This window comes from Aliidiomarina sanyensis (genome assembly GCF_003987175.1).
Taxonomy (GTDB): Bacteria; Pseudomonadota; Gammaproteobacteria; order Enterobacterales; family Alteromonadaceae; genus Aliidiomarina; species Aliidiomarina sanyensis.
In genome coordinates, this window is the sequence record NZ_PIPM01000011.1 from 1 (window position 1) to 18,185 (window position 18,185).

An 18,185-nucleotide genomic window follows, 5' to 3' on the forward strand; every position below is an offset into this window, starting at 1 on the left:
CTAAAATGTCTTCTGGAGAATCACAGCCTTCAAGCAGCTGATCGATAAGTTTTTCTGATATTGGCATTCTGATATCCTTCTAAGGAGTTGATAAGAATGCCATTTACACAGATATTTTTACACTCTCCCTATGCCTAATGTATGCCCTTGAAAGCGGGCGTCAACATCGCTGGTCGAACGGTTGAAGCTATTTGCTTAGGATGAGCTGACTCTGAGTGTTACTTTCCCTTATAAAGTGTGTTAACAATATATCATCACTTCTGGCAATCGCTTCGACTACCGGGATTGAATGTGTTTTTGCGCCCTTATTCATTTACTTAGCGTCATTTACGTAGCGTGCTATTTCCATAAGGCTTTCATGAAATATCCAGTGAAAAAACTGCTCATCAATTTTGGTGGATACACATTTTGGGGACTACTTTTTGTGTGGGGAGTCGCCGCTCTTCTGCTGAAAAGCTGTGAGTCGCTGTGTTACCACGAGGTTTTGCATACCGAACACTCTCCAAACGGAGCCTTCTCTGCAGAGATTTATATTGGGGATTGTGGTGGAGCTACGACCGACTTTTATGGTGGCGTCAATGTTACGAGCAAAAATGGGGACGAAGTTTTTGAGCGGTTAATAACTTTCAGAGGACGACCTGAAGAAACTGGGCTAGAAGTTAGGTGGTCGAGTGATGAGGAGCTTGTGATTAGCATTTCAGACCTCCATAAAGTGCGCACGTTAAGACCGCGCAGTAAGTTCTCCTCGGGATTCAATACAAATTATGAATTCAGACACGAAGCCAACTAAGATAACAGCAGAATCGCGTCCACGGCTCTTGCGATTTGCTGCAGCGAACACTGTTTTGACAATAAAAATACGAACGAAAAGGAATAAGTTTTGAATCCAGAATACATTGAAGCAAGCAGACAGTATTTCGTGGGTTGGGGAACCCTCATGTTGATTAATGCGGTACTGGCCCAAGGAAAAAACCGGAGTGGTCTCGTCTGGTTCTTTATTTCCCTATTTATAGGACCCTTTGCAACGCTAATTTTAGCGTTAATTCCCAAATTGCCTGAAAGCCGCTGAAACGGACGGGTGAACGAGCACCCGTCTCAGTATTCGGGAGGCTCCCTGCTCCCCTTAGCCGCGCGCTCGGAATATTAGTTTCCAAATATTCTTTCGTGCATCGACGAGTGCCATCCCAAGTCCCATAGCGAGTAGTAAGCCACTTAACCACAGTGCACTCTCGGCGATGACGGCTGCTATGGTGACTACGATAACCGCGACAGTCGTGCTTTCGGTGGCGAAGAAAATGACACCGAGAATAAGCCAACTTACCAACACGGTTCCCCAAATAGTCACTAGAGCGACCTTTTTATTTAGCTTTTTCAATATCTTCATGTGAATATCCTTTGATATGAATGGGTTTCATGGATATCAGTCGGTAAGCCAGCCAAAAAATAACAAAAATATTTTTGTAAGATTTATCTGAGCGGCACGACTAACGTCGTTGTGCTCATTTTTCTGCTACAGGAAGGCTTCTTTTGAAAAATATGCTCCAAGGCGCGCCAGCTCGCGATGAAATTATCCAACACTATTGGCCAAGGATATCTCGGGCGGCTATGGGCTATGAGCATAACCCCACGTTACGCGAGGAGTTGGCACAAGAAATGGCATTTGAAGTTTGGCGTGCGCTTGCGACCTTCTCAAACCAATGTGCACTCAATACCTACATTTATCGTGTGATGCACAATGTAGGTGTCGATCACATCCGTCGAGCTGGGCGCCAACCTATTACCTGCAACGAAGAAGAGCCTGTGTCGCTCTCCCCTTGCCCTGAACGTGTCGTGAGTGATGCGCAGAATCAAGCGCGGTTGCTAAGAGCGGTGCACAGGCTACCGCTTAGCTTACGTCAGGTCGTATTACTCAAGCTTGAGGATCTCAGCAACATCGAAATTGCTGAGACATTGGGAATTAGCGAATCGAATGTGGGTGTGCGGCTAAACCGCGGGAAACGCCAGTTAATGGAATTAATGCAAGGAACCACGCCATGAAGAACGATGATCTAGATGAATTGAGTGCGCTCTGGCAGGAGCAAGCGCCCAAGGCACAGCTTAACCTGACTGATTTGCAACGCAAATACCGAAAACATCGTTGGCTGATGCGTTTCAATTTAGTTATCGAGCCGATGTTATTGGTCATTGTCACCAGTCTCGCGGTTTGGGGGCTACTGAGTGGTGAGACCTTGCATAAGACGCTTTGGATTGCGGTGTTGGTGATTTGGGGCTGGGTATTGTTCGTTCCCTTGACGGTCAGTCGTTGGCGCAGCTTTAGACTGATGAAAAGTAAGTCGTTGCGTGAATCGGTGGACGACCATATTCATTTGCTTGACCAAGAAATTTTGCGCTGGCGATTGAGCTTTTACGCGACAGGAACGCTCCTTGTGGTGTTGCTGGCGCTTACGGTATGGACATTTATTTCTGAACTCCATGCATATCCCTTGTGGGTGGAGATGATTGTTTTCGCTGGCCTCATTCTATTGATGGCTTTCTTTCGGAAGCGACGTCAGGCGTGCGAGGTGCTAAGAGAAAGTTTTATGCAATAGCATGTAAGAAAATAAATGATCGGACGACTGCTATCCCTGAGTATTCACTTCACAGGGATTTTCAAATGAAAAATAGTTTACATGCCTTTGCACTGGGTTGGTTGGTTTTGTCATCGAGTGCGTTTGCTGTCACCGAATCAGAAACGAGCTCTTCGATTTTATATACCAATGCAACCATCGTTCAACCTGACCAACAACAGGTGACACCGAATGGGTACCTTTGGGTTGTCGATGGACGGTTTCGCGCTGTGGGCGCAACCCGCCCTGAATCTTCAACTGACGCACAAGTGATTGACCTCGCTGGTGCCTATGTCATGCCCGGCTTTATTGACACTCATGCGCACATGAGCCTTGGAGCCGTGTCGTTTTCTATGATGGATGGCGAGTTTCTGTTGCATGCGGAGAATCAACTGGAGATTGGGCAGTGGAACGCAAAGAAGCTCTTGGAATTTGGTGTCACAAGCATACGAAATCCTGGGGGTGATACGCGGGCGAACTTGGCCTACCGAGATGCGCAGATTGCCGGTGAACTTCTCGGCCCACGCGCCTACGTGGCGGGAGCTATCTTGAACACGGATCCTTTTGCAGGGCTAGTGGTCAATGTTGATAATCAGGTCGCGATTCAGTCTGCGGTAACGTATCAGGCCGAACAAGGTGTTGATTTCATTAAACTATATACTGGATTGAATGAGCAGCAGGTGGACGTCGCTGTGCAGGCTGCGAGGGACTACAATCTGCCGGTGATCGGTCACCTGGAGTCATTAAGTTGGACCCGTGGCGCCGAGCTCGGTATTCAGCATTTCGTTCATGCGATGCCTATTTCTCCAGAACTCTTGCCATACCATCTTCGAGAGTCTTATCAAGCCGAGCAACGGCCAGGAACCTTTAGTTTTTTTGAGTGGTATGATGCGGTTGATTTGAGCAGCAATGAAATGCGTACGATGATTGACACTCTGGTGCGTCATGCAGTGAAGGTTGATCCAACACTCATTGTCTTCTACAACGCCTTTTTTGGCGACCAGTTGGACGTCACAGCGCATCCTCAGATGGCGCATGCCCATCCTCAACTGGTTGAGAATTGGCGGGACTTCTATCACTTTAATTTAGGTTGGAGTGAGGATGATTTTGCGCGGGCTCAAGCAGTATGGCCCAAAGTCCTTGAGTTGGTGAATACGTTGTATTTAGCAGGTGTCAAGTTGAGCATAGGAACGGATTTGGGCAATCCATGGGTTATCCCCGGCGTGAGCTATTTTCAGGAAATGAGACTTCTCAATGAGGCGGGCATTCCGCCGTTCGAGGTCTTGAGATTAGCGACCGAAAACGGTGCGCTTGTTCTTGGCATGGGCCATGAACTTGGCAAGCTGGAGGTGGGCTACATTGCAGACTTCCTTGTGTTTGAACAGAATCCAGCAGAGGATCTGAGTCATTTAGACACGCTGCTGCAGGTGATTCAGAGTGGCGAAGAGGTTTTCGCTTCCGATAACAAGCGTGACTCCTATTCCCAATAGGCAAGGCCACCATACTTTGTTACTCTTGTGATGCTATAACAATAACAATCGGAGCTACTCCCTCATGAAGAAATCGCTTCCACTGCTGGCTGCGGTGGTCTTGACCGCGTGCGGCCAGGCGCCTGCCCCAGAGCAGCAAACAGGACATAATTTGACGTATCCAGAAACGCACCGTGGTGATGTGGTCGACACCTATTTTGGACATGAAGTCGCAGACCCTTACCGTTGGCTTGAAGATGATCGCAGTCCCGAGACCGCAGCTTGGGTTCAGGCTCAAAATGAACTGACGTTCTCGTTCCTTGAGCAAATCCCTTATCGGGCTAATATCCGTGAGCGCTTGCAGGACTCATGGAACTTTGAACGGGTCGGCGCTCCATTTGTTGAAGGTGATTACACCTACTTCTATCGCAATGACGGGCTGCAAAACCAATTTGTTTTGTACCGCCAGAAAGAAGATGGTGAGCCAGAAGTATTTTTAGATCCCAACACCTTCAGCGCAGATGGCACAACGTCATTGGCCACCATCAGTTTCTCACGAGACGGCAGCCTTGCGGCCTATGCAATCTCTGAGGGTGGTAGTGACTGGCGCAAGATTATCGTGATTGATGCGAAAACCGGTGAACAAATTGGTGATGTGCTAGAAGACATTAAGTTCAGCGGCATTCAGTGGGTCGGCAACGAAGGCTTCTATTACTCAAGCTACGACAAGCCCGATGGCAGTGAGCTCTCGGCCATGACTGAGCAGCATAAGCTCTATTTCCATCGGTTAGGCACGCCCCAGTCGGACGATCAGGTGGTCTTTGGTGAGGCTCCGGGAGAGGAACATCGTTATGTGGGTGCGCAAGTAACCCGTGATGACCGTTACTTGCTGGTTTCTGCAGCGGTTTCAACGTCCGGCAATAAACTATTTATTAAAGATTTAGAGAATCCGGATGCTGGCTTTACGGCGATTGTAGATACCACGGACCACGATGTGGGTTTGCTCACGGCAAAAGATGATCAGTTGTTCCTGTTGACCAATCGTGATGCGCCAAATCGTCGCGTTGTGACGGTCAGTGCTGCAAATCCGCAACCAGAGCATTGGCAAGATGTTATTCCACAGTCCGAGCATGTACTGCGAGCTTCTACCGGTGGTGGTTATCTTTTTGCAAACTACATTGTTGATGCTGTCACTCAAGTAAAGCAGTACGACTTTGATGGCACGCTCGTTCGCGAAGTCGACTTGCCGGGTGTGGGCAGTGCGGGCGGCTTCTCGGGCAAGATCGACGCGGAAGTGTTGTACTTTAGCTTTGCTAATTACACGACGCCGAGCAGTATCTTCAGCTTTGATCCTGCGACTGGCGAAAGCAAACTCTTTAACCAACCCGAGACCTTGTTTGACCCCGAAAACTATGTGTCCGAGCAGGTGTTCTATACCTCTCAAGATGGCACACAGATCCCGATGATTATCAGCTATCGCAAGGATCTTGAACTCGATGGCACGAATCCTACCATCCTCTTTGGCTATGGTGGCTTTAATATCAGCCTGACCCCTTCTTTCAGTGTGGCAAACGCGGTCTGGATGGACATGGGCGGTATTTACGCGGTGGCCAATATTCGGGGCGGCGGTGAGTATGGGAAAGCGTGGCACGATGCCGGTCGCCAGATGAATCGCCAAAACGTGTTTGATGATTTTATTGCGGCTGCGGAGTTCTTGATTGATGAGAATTATACCAGCAGCGATAAGTTGGCCATTCGCGGTGGTTCCAATGGGGGTTTGTTGGTAGCCGCTGTTTCAACCCAGCGTCCTGAGCTGTTCCAGGTCGCGATTCCAGCCGTGGGTGTTTTGGATATGTTACGTTACCACACCTTTACCGCTGGCGCAGGTTGGGCGTATGACTATGGTACATCGGAGCAAAGCGAAGAAATGTTCGAGTACTTGTTAGGGTATTCGCCGGTTCACAATGTGCGTGAAGGCGTAAATCACCCAGCAACCTTAGTCACCACAGCAGATCATGATGACCGAGTGGTTCCTGCCCATTCATTTAAGTATGTGGCGGAGTTGCAGGCCAAAGATGGCGGTGCAAATCCGCAGCTGATCCGGATTGATGTGAATGCCGGACATGGCGCGGGCATGCCGGTCTCCATGGTGATTGACCAAGCAGCAGATGTGTTCTCGTTTATCCTGTATAATATGGGCTATCAAGAATTGCCCCGATAACGTATTACGTAGGTCGATTCAGGGCACCTCCGGGTGCCCTTTGTTTTGTATCGACTCGTGAAATAAAGAATAGGATCCCTCAATGTCAGATTTTCCAAATTGCCCCAGTTGCCAGTCGACGTTTACCTATCATGATGGCCGGATGTTGGTCTGTCCGGAGTGCGGTCATGAGTGGATTGAGGGTGAGCAAAGTAGCACAGAGTCTGACGCGGTGATTAAGGATGCCAACGGAAATCCATTGGCGGATGGTGATACCGTCACTGTAATTAAAGATCTCAAAGTGAAAGGCTCGTCTCTGGTGGTGAAAGTGGGCACTAAAGTGAAAAATATTCGTTTAGTGGACGGCGATCACGACATTGACTGTAAAATCGATGGCATTGGCCCGATGAAGCTGAAATCGGAATTTGTGAAAAAGGCTTAATATCTCACGCTAATGCTCGCTCCATGGTGGGGCAATGTGTTGGCGCTCCACCCGCACCTGTCTATCTTCCCAGCAACCGCCATACAAGAAAGGAGGTGGTTGCGTGGGTAAAACGAATAGCAAATCGGTAAACCAGACACAGCCATCGGCATCGGTCTCCCAGTAGATCGGATACGTCATAAAGGCTCGCACCATCGCAAATTCCTGATGCTCCCACACGCTTCGCGCTTGGGCATGCGGTGTGGTGAGATGTACCTCCCAGATCAGACTATCTGTTGGCTTGTACGCTGTGGCGGTCTGCCGCATCCAATGCAGTGGCCATTGCAGTGGCGAATTAGCTTGGGTGCGAACATAGGCGACCGCATAGCCATTGTCCCGCTCTTGAATTAGCAGCCAATGAAAGACGGAGAAAGGCTGGGGCCACGCGTGAATATGGGTTTGTTCTGGTAGCGCAGCGTCGCCAATGGCTTGGGCGTTTTCCTTTTGTACGTGCGCGAAGGCGATCCAAGCAATCGCCCCAATCAATGCAGGAATCACGATATGTTTGCGTTGTCGCCAGATCCCCCAAAGCGCGAACAGGAGTGTTGCGGTGAAAATGGGGTCGATCACAAAAAGTAGTCCAAATGACAGGCGCTGATCGAACAAAGGGTAGCCAATTCCTACATCCCAGGCGGTGAGCAGATCCGCACCAATATGACTCAAAATACCCAGTAAACTGACCATGAAAAGCAGTCCAAACGCGGGTAGCTCACGCGCTTTGGAACGCTGAAAATAGTGAAAAAGGGAATAGATACCGAATGCATAGAGTCCTGCCCAGAGCGGAGCGAGGAGGAGCGAATGGGTGTAGGTTCCGTGCCACAACGCATGATAAGCCAATGGGTCGATCAGAAAGGTTAGGATATCGATATCGGGAAAGAGTCCGGCACCCGCGCCAATCCAAAGCGCCTGCCCGGGTGTCATGGAGGTAACCTTCTGCAGACGATGTGTTTTGCGTGCATGCAGGCGCTGAACGCCGACACCGGCTAATGCACCGAGGGCGGCATGGGTCACCGGATCCATATGAGCCTACATCCAAAGGCCGATTCGGTCCCCGCGTTTCAGCAGATTTTTTAGCTTCGCGCGGGTGTTGATTTGGTTGGCTGACTGATCATTTAGCCAATACACAAAGATCCCAATAAACAGACTGCTTAACGCAATTTCCTGACCAATCCGTTTGCCATGACTGGCTTTCAGTTCGGCAGCCTCTCGGAACCATTGGACGGTCCGGCTAATACGCAAAAGACCAGCGGCTTGTAGGTGAAAGTGACCGGGTTCTAGTTTATACAGGAGCATTTCACCGGTTAGCTTGTGATGTGACGCCAAGGAATCAAGCCATGTTTGAATGACCTGATAAAGACGTTCCGCACCTGGGGATGGGCGATCAGCTTGATCATCATTTGGACTTTCCGGGGTGTTGTGTGGAAACTGAGCCAGAGTGATAGCGTCGGCCCGATCGAGCCATGCATCTACGAGGTCATCTTTTTGTGGAAAGTGAGTATGAATCTGCGCAAGAGAGATGTGCAGATGCCGAGCAATCTGAGCCAGGGTGAGTTTCTCCCACCCTGATTCATCACCTAGTTCAAGTGCAGCATCAACAAGGTCGTCGCGCGTGACAGCTTTGCGCATTTTCACGGTCCTCCATACGAAATTTAACCTTAAGTATAGAAGCTCGGGCGCAAATTACTTTTGCCGCTTATCTTCCGTGTTTAATATAAAGTCACTAGCATCGTGGCGTTCATGCAATTGCTCATGCGGCTCACCCCACGCCTTATTCACCATCACACCTCGTTTCACCGCTGGGCGATTCGCTATCTTTTCTGCCCAAGCGCGCACATGCGGATAGCTTTGCGCATTCAGAAACTCCGCGGCTTCATACACTTCGTTGCGAACCAGTGCGCCGTACCATGGCCAGATTGCCATATCCGCAATGGTGTACTCATCACCGGCAATAAAAGGCGTTTTTGCGAGCTGCTGATCCAAGACATCAAGCTGCCGCTTGACCTCCATCGTGTAGCGATCAATGGGGTATTGGTACTTCTCGGGGGCATATGCATAGAAATGGCCAAAACCACCGCCTAAGATGGGTGCGCTGCCCATTTGCCAGAATAGCCAGTTCAGACACTCGGTCCGCTTCTGTGAATCTTTTGGGATGAATTGACCGAACTTTTCCGCGAGATAGAGCAAGATCGACCCTGACTCAAACACCCGCGTTGGGGGCGATGTACCATGGTCAACCAGAGCGGGGATTTTTGAATTTGGATTCGCAGCAACAAAACCGCTGCCAAACTGATCGCCTTCCATGATGTTGATCAGCCATGCATCGTATTCGGCGGCCTGAACACCTTGCTCCAGTAATTCCTCAAGCAAAACGGTGACTTTGACCCCGTTTGGGGTGGCTAGCGAATACAATTGCAACGGATGCTTACCAATGGGTAGGTCGCGATCAACCCGAGCACCGGCAGTCGGACGGTTAATGTTTGCAAACTTTCCACCGTTGCCCGGCTCCCATGTCCATACTTTCGGTGGAGTGTACTTTGTATCAGCCATAACCCTCTCCTTGCAAAAGAAAAAATAAGGATGCGGGTTATGGGTACGCGGTGCAAGCGCAAAAAGTTTCTTCTGTTACGCGTTCTCGTTCTTAAAAAGCACTAGCGGTTCACGCCTCGTCCGAGGGTCAGCAGCACTAATATACCGATGGCGACCATGCCGTTCACCACCCAGATCGGGTGGGCATTTAGTGGGCCAAGATCGAGAGGAACACGATTTAGGCCATAGATGACAGAGACGTTAAAGAAAGACGCGATAAACGTATGTAACAGGGCGCTCGTAAAGAAGTAGAAACGTTCTCGTAGTGCACCGATCAGCGCGATAATAGGCAATAAGATAAAGAGGACTTGCCCCACACTAGTCAGTACGCTTTGCCAGTCTCCGAAGAACACGTTCGGGTATTTCATCGGAAAGGTATAAATACCATACCAGGGAATTGCACTTAACAAGAGCCCAGCGGCCAGTACCACGATTACAGCCCAATAGATGCGTTGCATAAAAATGTCCTTGTCGAATGTTTCCTTACTCACGCACTAGCATAGCGCGTGAATGCTTATCAGACGAAGGTTTACTTATTTTTTAATCACATCGAGAGGAGTCGTTGTAGGTTGAAAATCAATCCACGTCAGTGGGTTGGGGACTTTCGCTTCGGAATGGGTGGAAATTTAACGCATCAACTATCATGGTTATAAGACTTGTTTTTGCATGAATTCGGAACCCGTTTCTCGTTGTCCCGTTCGTTCGTATCCGCGTTTGTCCATGGCTTCCAGTTGCATTGATTTGGGTTACACCAAACGGAGGCTCTCATGAAAATTAAACTGTCCGCTGCCGGTGCCATGCTGACATCAAGTCGCGATCAGGCGCGTTACATCCCGCTTGGTAAGCGCGTGCGCAGCAATCGAGTCAGTCAGCGCGATCGAAAACGCCTGATGCGCAAAGAATCCGGAGTTCCTGAGCGAATTTGGGGAACGCTCGGTGGCTGGGAATCCCGCCATCCACCGCTTCGCGGCATGATTGAATGTTCTGATTATGGCTGTACGCAAAGCAGCGCAGAGCTCTCTGGTGAGGCGACCATGGAAGAAATCCGTTTGGTGCGCATGGGGCGGGCGGCACATTTCAATCAAGATGAAAATGCACCCGTTATTGAGCGCTATGTCAGCTTTACGCCAGCCCCACTTCCACAGTTGAAAGCTGGATTTACCCTCGACGATCTCCCGTATTTACGGCTCACTTTATTCGTCAAACCCGATGAGGGCGCCCTCGTCTTCTACCAACGCATCGAGGCGGGGCCATGGAAGGAGCGACTTAAAGAACCTTATGACACCGCGGTCGAATATATCTTACCGGAAGCTACGGAGAATCATGATTGTGAGCATCGAGACCGGTTGAATTACCGCATTCCATTGTACCCTTCGGCAGACTTTGAGGCGGTCGAGACGGAGGATGGAATTCGTTTGAAAAGTGCCGCTCGCTCACGCTCGAAGTTAATTGTGAAGGCCCTGATTTTTAAACGCCAAAACAGCACAACCCATGACATTCTGAATCGCGTGGCAGAGCGCCTGAATCTGAGTCGTCATACACTTTTGAAGTGGAACCCGATTCCTGGCAGCTATTACTTTGAGGAAATCGATGCCAATGATATTCGGTTTGACCAACGCACCTTACTTTTACTGCACGGCACTTTTTCTTCCACTCGCGGCACGTATGGCGGCTTGTATGAAAAAGCAGATGAGCGTTTTGCGGACAGTCCAGTATTCCTTCAGTACCTATTGGATGCTGGCCATTTCGAGCAAATCATTGCGTTCGATCACGACACGATATTTTCCTCGCCGCAACGGAATGCAGACAAACTTGAGTCGATTCTCGGTAGCCATGTCTTTGAACATCCCGTGACGGCGATGGGCTTTTCACGCGGGGCTCTCTTATTGAAGTGCCTCGCTACCCGGGGTCATAATTTTCAGATTAGCCGAGCAGTCACCGTGGCCGGAGCCAATCATGTGGAGTACACCCGGCTTCCGCAAAACTTAGCGGCGTTTTGCAATGCACTTCGACGTATCACGCCGCCGAGTACTATGCTGACGTTTGTTAATGCGTTGGCGCAGCATTCGGGGCGCGCACTGAACTACTTGGAGGGAATTCGGGCAATGAATCGCGATGACCCAATGAATCAGGCTATTCTCGCACCGGAGACACCACCACAAACGATACTCGTGCCGATTGCGGGTCGATTCACACGGGATACCGTGCAAGGTGGACGTATTCGCCGTATCGGTGCGGTGGCGTTGCATGGGGTGTTGTCTATCTTGCTGCGGACCTTGCGTCATGACTGGGTCGTGACCGAAGAGCGGCAAAGTGAAATTGCCCCATGTGCTGCGCTTCATGTCGACCCAGTCATTTATGTGGAAAGTCGGCACACCAGTTTTTTTGGGCAGAACTTAGCGAATCGTTTGCTACTAAAAGCGCTGACGGGAAAGGAACGATAAGCAAGTGCGAACCGAGTTCATTGTGTGATCTTTAGGTGCTTGGTAAGGCAACAAACGCGCCGCGATTGCGATCCACCACCGCTTTCATAAAGGCGGCAAACTGAGGGGCGTCGCCCCAGCGCTCGCGGTGGAATCCCACTCCATGGATGCGCCAACGGGGCTGTCCATCAGGGCCGCGATTTAGATCCGTAATTTCGGTCACAATGGCATCCATGGTGCCAGGGCGGAAGTCATCCCCGAACACATACATACTAATCTTGCCGGGGGAGTTTCGATACAGCTGGAGCGCCCGCTTCATCCCAACTTCGGGCGCACTGCCGCCGCCGCGGAAGTTTTGTAACCCTTGGATAGTTCGGCGCCGCATACTTTCGGAGTCCGTTAACCAGCGGCCTGAGGTATTCGAGAACATAAAGTCGCCATCTGCGGACATCACTTGAAAACCCTTCAGCTCAGGATGGTTACGAATAATATCACCGACAACACTGGTTACTTGCTGCCACCCGCGACCAACGGACATAGAGCCGGAGGTATCAATGACGAAAATCACATATTCCGCATCGGTAGGGATTCCCCCGACGTTAAGCGATGGCGTCTCGGGCACACTTGCAACATTCAGTCGTGCTTGCTCGCGCCGGATTTCTTCGCGCAGCGATTGGGCTTGTCCCTGCAATCGAGCCAGACTTTGTTGAGCACGCGGAATGGAGGATTCAAGCAATTGCTCGGCGTCTAAGGTGCTTGCAGCTTGGGTTTGCGCGCTGATTAACTCATCTTGTTGGGTTTCAAGTTGGCTTTGTAGGGCCGCCACCCGATTCTGTGCCGCCATCAACTGCTCAATGCGAATCGCCACATCTTCTGCTGAGAGCTCCGCAGGTACTTCATTATTTTTAGCGAGCAAGACGAGCAACACAATGGCACCAAAGGCACAGGCGATAATATCCAAGAACGACAGATTAAAAATCTCAATCGGAGGGCGCTTGATGCGCTGGCGCTTACTCATTGTGGCCATTCCTCACTGGGGGCAAGTAGCCGACCTTTGGATGCATTAGTCCATTCCCAATACATGGAGGCTGCGTACGGGTCGCCTTCGAGCGGAAGCAGAATCACGTTCATCCGATAACGTCCGGCAACTCGTTGGACGGTCTGCACGGTCAGTTGTCGGCGACAATCTGAACTGATGGAGCGCGTTCGCGAGATAAAGTTGCGACAGGCTAAACTCAACCCCTCACCCAACGAGGGTAACCCGTCGGTGACTAAGTAAATATCGGTCAAATTTGGATTCGCATCCAATAGGGTGCGCATTCCGAGCAATAAATTGGTGCCGCCATCGGGTACCAGCTCATCGATTTCTCGGGCGATAGCGGTCAACGCGCTGCTGTCGCGCCCAGGACTGGTGGTGCGTGGACCAAGCACTTCTGCTGTGTCCGAAAAAGCGACGACGGTCACATTCGATGCCTCGGGTACTCGCGCCAGCAGCCATTTGCTTGCTCGCACGGTTCGTTGCCATTTCGGACGCTGTTTTCGCTGCTCTGGTGCTAATGCCAGTGAGCGGAGAATCGACACGAGGTTGGTGTCCATCATCGAGGCGGAGCGATCAATTAAAATGCCGATTTCTCGGCCTTCGACCACCATCCCAGTGATGTAATTCTCTTCCCCCGTCCCAGCCAACTCAATGGCTGAATCAGGTGTTTCAATTTGGGCTAATGCATTGAGTTCTTCTTGCAGCTCGGCAATCACGGCGAGTTGGGAAGAGACTTGGTTCAGTAGTGCTTGTTGTCGCTGAATTTGCTCATATTGTGCTTGTTCAGAGTCGGCTTGTTGCGCTTGCGCTTCGGCAATGGCATCGAGGATATCGGCCACCGCTTCGTTCATATCTTGTTCGGCAGCGGAAGCCGAGGCAATTTCTGCATCAAGACGCGCGAGCTCGTCACTCGGATCAACCCGTGCTGCATAAAAGTCGACCAGGATGAAAATCAAAATAACCGCGCCAAGGCCACAGGCCATGACGTCAATAAATGACATATTAAAACCATCGGTTGCGCGGCGTTTCTTCGACATGATGCTTACCGGTGCAAGTGAGACAGCAAGCTCTTCTCACAGGAGTTTTGAATATTGAGAACCATGGTATCTTGGCGGTTGTTGAGAAGATGCATCAAGTACATCAGTAAGAGCGAAATCAAGAGTGCCACCAGGGTCGAATTAAAGGCTAAACCTAACGAGGCGGTCATTCCCGCAATGTCGCCCGCCAGTGCATCATCCGCCTGCGCCAGCGCTTGCCCTATACCGCGCACGGTCCCCACAAAACCAATACTTGGAATGGCCCAAATCATGTAACGAATCATGTTGTTGCCATTTTCCAATTGCGATGCCACGTTCTCGACCGAAGACTCAATAGCATCTGCGGCATGTTGCACATTTTTGGTGTGCTTAAAGCGTCGAATACACATGATCCAGGTATTTAACGCGGGGTTGTCGCGGTAGCGCGAGCCCTCAAGTTGTGCCAAAGCTGCATTGACGTTCAGTGGTTTATCCTTGTCGTGATCAGCCAGGAAATCCCGCTGATAGAAGGCTTCCTCATCGACCAAACGCCAAATTTTGTAGCCCATGAGGAAAATAGCGACGAGCATGAGTGAGATACAAATTTGTTGCTCGACTCCATTCAAGATCACCCAAATGGACGCGACGGACATGGTTCCCTCGGCTGCAATTACTTGATCGGCCGCGGGACGAATGATTCCTGCATACACCAATTGCACCACAGTAAAGGCAATCAGCAAGACAATCACGCTGGTGCCCATGCCGGGATTCATGGCCGCATCGTTGCGACTCGGTTTCATAGTCCGTTCCTTCTTAGATGTTTACGGGAAAGTCTTGAGGTGCATCGAGGGAAACAAAATAAGCTCCCGCAGTTGCTGCAGCGAGCAACAACACAATACCCAGTATAATAATGATCCGGCGTTTCATAGCGCCCTCCTATCAATGATAACGCGCAATCCGAAAGCCCACGTCAACCATGGGCTCGGTGCCTTGATAGCGCACGCTTGCGCGTAATAAGTTCATCTGGCCCGTGAGGTATGACGCACCCTTAATCACATGGCCACGACCACTTTCGGGACCTAAAAAGTCACGTTCCGACGGCAGGGGTCCAGCAGCGTTTACTGGAATCAGACCATAGCGGTCGTGTACCCACTCTCGGACATTGCCATCTAGATCGTAAAAGCCATTGCGATCCGCTGGATAGCTGCCGACTGGGGCACGCTCTTTATGGTCATCTTGATAGCCCATCAGAACTTGCGGTTGTTCATTTCGACGGGCTTCATCCGCAAAGTTAGCCATGTTGTCCCGAAGTACTGATTGATTGCCCCAAACGTATGTGGTGCGGGCAGCGCGGCGAAAATGTTTCGCGATAAACTCCCACTCGGCCTCGGTGGGCAGTCGATATCCCCGTGACTCCCGCCGCACACCGACGAGCTCATTCCCACGAATCTCGTAGAAAGGAATGAGGCCCTCCTGCTCACTGAGCCAATTGGTAAAGCGAGCCGCATCAAGCCAGCTGATGTTGGTCACAGGAAGTGTGCTGTTGGTATCCCCTTGGCCTCGGAAGCGTGCAAATTGCCCTTCGGTGATGTGCTGACTGGAGACCCATATTTGTGCCCGCGAGAATGTGACGGGACGCTCAAGTTCGTTTCGTTGGCGCCCTGCTTCGTGCATGGGAGCGCCCATGGTAAAGGCGCTGAGTTGCACGGGGAGGAGTTCAATGCCCATGCCCGTCGCAACGAGCGGCTGATTCTCCCGGCGACGCGCATCAAACTCCTCGAGTAAGTCCACATGGGTGCGTCGTGTGGCCCCCGCTTCAGGCAAAACCGAGACCGTTTGCGCACGATAGTGCGGATGGCTTACGCGAATATCGTGAGGAACGGTTTGCAAGCGGATGGTTTGGGGTGCGGTTCCACGTGTTTGGCCATTAATCGTAATGGTCGCTGGAACATTGGCAGTAATCTGAACCTCGCCATATTCTGGTTCAAGTTGGAAACGCACGTGAACGTCCCGATTTGGAGCAACTTCAACCGTTTGTGACGCAGTTCGATACCCGGCTTTGCTGTACTCAACCCTCAGCGCTTCATTCGCATTTACGCGCCCTGGGTTCGCAATCGGACTTCCGTTGACCGTTAAGACACCCCCACTGGGCGTGACATCCGCTCGAAGCGTCCCACCGAGCAACTGCAGCTGATAGTCTCGCGAATCGAACGGACGGTCCTCTCGGATGAACAGCGCATCATAAATGGGTTTATAGCCGGGCGCTTCGATTTGCACTTCGTACCGGCCCCCGGGCTGTTCAAGCGCGAGCGGTGTCTGCCCTGCCTCGGTGCCATTTATCGTCACGGTTGCACCGGTTGGTTGGCTGGTAATGCTCAGTTCGCCCAGAACCGGTTCGGGTTGAATATGGCGATTGATCACCTCACCTTTCATGGCGTTAACCAGCAATGTATAACTTTGAAAGTACGGATGGCCGAACGTGATTTCGTGAGTCCCCTCGGCTAACTCTGCGACTAGCTGCTCGCCCTCACCGGCGAGATGATCATTGACCCACCAGCGGGCGTCTTCAAGTGCTGGATTACTGGTGACTGTGAGTTGAGCGGGCAAGGGCTCAAGTTCAAGATCAATCCGGGATGGACTGCGGCGACTAACTTCCACTTGTTTTGAGTAATATAGGGGTGCGCTCGCCTCCAGGGTGACGGATCCACCAAAGGTGTAGACCGTGTGACCGCTGGTGAAACCGACCCCGTGAGCTACCCGAATGCTGGCCTCCTGCCGTGCGTCTTCGGGCGCAATCACGACTTGGTACCCTTGCAGCAACATCAGCCAGCTCAGATAGCCGAACAGCAGCGCAGCTAGCACCGACGAGCTGATGATGACCCAGCGCCGGCGTTTTCTCTGATCATGTTCAATGTCGGAATCAAATACGCTCATCACACACCACATGGACTTGGACCGGTGCATCTTGATGCGTCACCGTGACCGAAACGATTTTAGAGCGATAGCCGTCGCGACGCCCCTCAAACTGATATACCCCAGGGCGCAAACTAAACTGGTATTCTTGGTGCACCCCCACATTTCCAACGCCCAAAACGCGTACAAAGGTGCGACCGTCACTGGTCAGGACGACGGACACTGGGCGGTTGGCTTCTTCCACCAAGTCATGCAAGCGGTCAATATCAAACGCGAGTTTGGCACTGTCGTTGGCCAGGGCTTCGGCATTGCGCAACGCCTGCTGCGCATTTTGCAAAATACCAAGATCCGTTAGCCGTTCGGGCCGCTGAATGTAGCTTTGCAGACGCGCTTGAGTTTGGGTGATTTGCTGGGCTTTGCGTTGGGCATTTTGGGATGCTTCGTGGCTTGGGTATTTTTGCAGTGCATTTCCCGCGACCATCGCGACTGTCGCCCATTCGTCCGCCGCCATAAAGGCCGTCAATTGTTGTTCGATTGCGGCAAGCTCTCGGGCGGTTTGCGCGGCTTGAATGCGGGTACGGACATCACGGACTTCCGCGCGTCCCGATATAAGATTATCGGCGCGATTCGCCGCACTGGAAGCCTGGGTCAACTGCCCTTGCTCAAGGTGGCGTACCGCATCATTCAATGCGGAAAGAAATGCGCGTTCTTGCAAGGTTGCTTGCACTTCGGCTAAGGCTTCTTGCGCATCCTGATGTGCGGGATCAAGCAAGACAACTTGTTGCAAGTAGTCTCGTTGTGCATCGAAGCGATTTTCCATCATCGCCACATGGGCCCGCTCAAGGAGTGCTTGAACATCATCATAGACATCAAGACGTGCTTGTAATGCGAGGGCCGGGGCAAACTCTGGGTTGAGCGTTAAGGCGCGTTGGTTGTCCCGCCGAGCGCCGGAAATATTCTCCGCTGCAAAGGCTTGTGATGCGGCCTCGTAAGCCTGAGTGTAGGCGCTTTGATACCGTTGTGTTTGCGTCCGTAAACCCTCTTCAATGAGGTTAAATTGTGCAAGTGCTCCTGTGTAATCCCGCTGGGTATAAAGAATGACACCCTCATCGAGTTTGGCTTGCAACGACACAAAGGCATCGGCCATAAAGTTCACAAATGGCCGCTTTGCCTCAGTTTCTTGCAGTCGCTGACGCATTGCTGCAAGACGTTGCTGTGCTTCAGCTCGAAGCGCTGTGTCCTCAGCGCTTTCTTCGGTTTGTACAGGTGCGCGCTCCCGTGCATCGGCAGAAGGGCTTGCGTCACGATCCCCAATCAAGCGCGTTGACAGGATCAGCAGTGCCAGCACCAGGATGGCTGCACCGAGAATGATACCAACTTTTTGCAGACGAGCACGCCGCAGTGCGTGCTCTTGTTCAATCGTATGGTCAAAGTCTGCCACAGGGACTCCTT

At 51.3% G+C, this 18,185-nt stretch carries 17 protein-coding genes; 7 read left to right on the top strand and 10 right to left on the bottom strand.

Annotated features, from left to right (window positions below):
• Positions 1-358 precede the first annotated feature (358 nt).
• Complete coding sequence (locus CWE11_RS09525) at positions 359-790, top strand: DUF5412 family protein (RefSeq protein ID WP_126777392.1); 432 nt, start codon at positions 359-361, stop codon at positions 788-790.
• A gap of 333 nt (positions 791-1,123) precedes the next feature.
• Here CWE11_RS09525 and CWE11_RS09535 read toward each other — a convergent pair whose 3' ends face one another.
• Positions 1,124-1,384: a hypothetical protein gene (locus CWE11_RS09535; protein WP_126777394.1), complete on the bottom strand. Its 261-nt coding sequence runs from the start codon at positions 1,382-1,384 to the stop codon at positions 1,124-1,126.
• A 152-nt stretch (positions 1,385-1,536) separates the two neighbouring features.
• Between CWE11_RS09535 and CWE11_RS09540 the strand changes: the two genes are divergently transcribed.
• The 5 genes from CWE11_RS09540 to CWE11_RS09560 all read left to right on the top strand — a co-directional run bounded on the left by CWE11_RS09540 (position 1,537) and on the right by CWE11_RS09560 (position 6,717).
• Entirely contained in the window at positions 1,537-2,037 is a 501-nt protein-coding gene (locus tag CWE11_RS09540) for an RNA polymerase sigma factor (RefSeq protein WP_241971774.1), read from the top strand.
• Positions 2,034-2,588, top strand: a complete 555-nt coding sequence (locus CWE11_RS09545) for a hypothetical protein (protein WP_126777396.1) — start codon at positions 2,034-2,036, stop codon at positions 2,586-2,588. Before CWE11_RS09540 ends, CWE11_RS09545 begins: the two co-directional genes overlap by 4 nt.
• 65 nt (positions 2,589-2,653) lie before the next feature.
• Positions 2,654-4,096, top strand: coding sequence for an amidohydrolase family protein (locus CWE11_RS09550; protein ID WP_126777397.1), 1,443 nt, complete (start codon positions 2,654-2,656; stop codon positions 4,094-4,096).
• A 64-nt stretch (positions 4,097-4,160) separates the two neighbouring features.
• Positions 4,161-6,296 (top strand): prolyl oligopeptidase family serine peptidase, encoded by a 2,136-nt coding sequence (locus CWE11_RS09555; protein WP_126777398.1) that lies wholly within the window; start codon positions 4,161-4,163, stop codon positions 6,294-6,296.
• Positions 6,297-6,378: 82 nt separating this feature from the next.
• Positions 6,379-6,717 (top strand): zinc ribbon domain-containing protein YjdM, encoded by a 339-nt coding sequence (locus CWE11_RS09560; RefSeq protein ID WP_126777399.1) that lies wholly within the window; start codon positions 6,379-6,381, stop codon positions 6,715-6,717.
• Positions 6,718-6,726: 9 nt separating this feature from the next.
• Here CWE11_RS09560 and CWE11_RS09565 read toward each other — a convergent pair whose 3' ends face one another.
• From CWE11_RS09565 to CWE11_RS09580, 4 genes are all read right to left on the bottom strand, one after another.
• Complete coding sequence (locus tag CWE11_RS09565) at positions 6,727-7,776, bottom strand: metal-dependent hydrolase (RefSeq protein ID WP_126777400.1); 1,050 nt, start codon at positions 7,774-7,776, stop codon at positions 6,727-6,729.
• 6 nt (positions 7,777-7,782) lie between these two features.
• On the bottom strand, positions 7,783-8,382 hold the full coding sequence (locus tag CWE11_RS09570; protein ID WP_126777401.1) for a TetR/AcrR family transcriptional regulator: 600 nt from the start codon (positions 8,380-8,382) through the stop codon (positions 7,783-7,785).
• A 54-nt stretch (positions 8,383-8,436) separates the two neighbouring features.
• Complete coding sequence (gene yghU / locus CWE11_RS09575) at positions 8,437-9,303, bottom strand: glutathione-dependent disulfide-bond oxidoreductase (RefSeq protein ID WP_126777402.1); 867 nt, start codon at positions 9,301-9,303, stop codon at positions 8,437-8,439.
• 101 nt (positions 9,304-9,404) lie between these two features.
• The gene (locus CWE11_RS09580; RefSeq protein WP_126777403.1) at positions 9,405-9,800 is read right to left on the bottom strand and encodes a hypothetical protein; all 396 of its coding nucleotides are present in this window, start codon (positions 9,798-9,800) and stop codon (positions 9,405-9,407) included.
• Between the two features lie 309 nt (positions 9,801-10,109).
• On the opposite strand from CWE11_RS09580, the gene CWE11_RS09585 reads away from it, so the two are divergent.
• The gene (locus CWE11_RS09585) at positions 10,110-11,786 is read left to right on the top strand and encodes a DUF7379 domain-containing protein (RefSeq protein WP_126777404.1); all 1,677 of its coding nucleotides are present in this window, start codon (positions 10,110-10,112) and stop codon (positions 11,784-11,786) included.
• 31 nt (positions 11,787-11,817) lie between these two features.
• Here CWE11_RS09585 and CWE11_RS09590 read toward each other — a convergent pair whose 3' ends face one another.
• From CWE11_RS09590 to CWE11_RS09610, 5 genes are all read right to left on the bottom strand, one after another.
• On the bottom strand, positions 11,818-12,783 hold the full coding sequence (locus CWE11_RS09590; RefSeq protein ID WP_126777405.1) for a VWA domain-containing protein: 966 nt from the start codon (positions 12,781-12,783) through the stop codon (positions 11,818-11,820).
• Positions 12,780-13,841, bottom strand: a complete 1,062-nt coding sequence (locus tag CWE11_RS09595; protein WP_126777406.1) for a vWA domain-containing protein — start codon at positions 13,839-13,841, stop codon at positions 12,780-12,782. Before CWE11_RS09595 ends, CWE11_RS09590 begins: the two co-directional genes overlap by 4 nt.
• Before the next feature lie 5 nt (positions 13,842-13,846).
• Positions 13,847-14,620 carry a MotA/TolQ/ExbB proton channel family protein gene (locus tag CWE11_RS09600; protein ID WP_126777407.1) on the bottom strand — a complete coding sequence of 258 codons (774 nt, stop codon included), beginning with the start codon at positions 14,618-14,620 and terminating at the stop codon, positions 13,847-13,849.
• 139 nt (positions 14,621-14,759) lie between these two features.
• Entirely contained in the window at positions 14,760-16,754 is a 1,995-nt protein-coding gene (locus CWE11_RS09605; RefSeq protein WP_198675633.1) for an SUMF1/EgtB/PvdO family nonheme iron enzyme, read from the bottom strand.
• A complete protein-coding gene (locus CWE11_RS09610; protein ID WP_126777409.1) occupies positions 16,741-18,174 on the bottom strand; it encodes a hypothetical protein in 1,434 nt (477 codons plus the stop codon). Before CWE11_RS09610 ends, CWE11_RS09605 begins: the two co-directional genes overlap by 14 nt.
• Positions 18,175-18,185 lie beyond the last annotated feature (11 nt).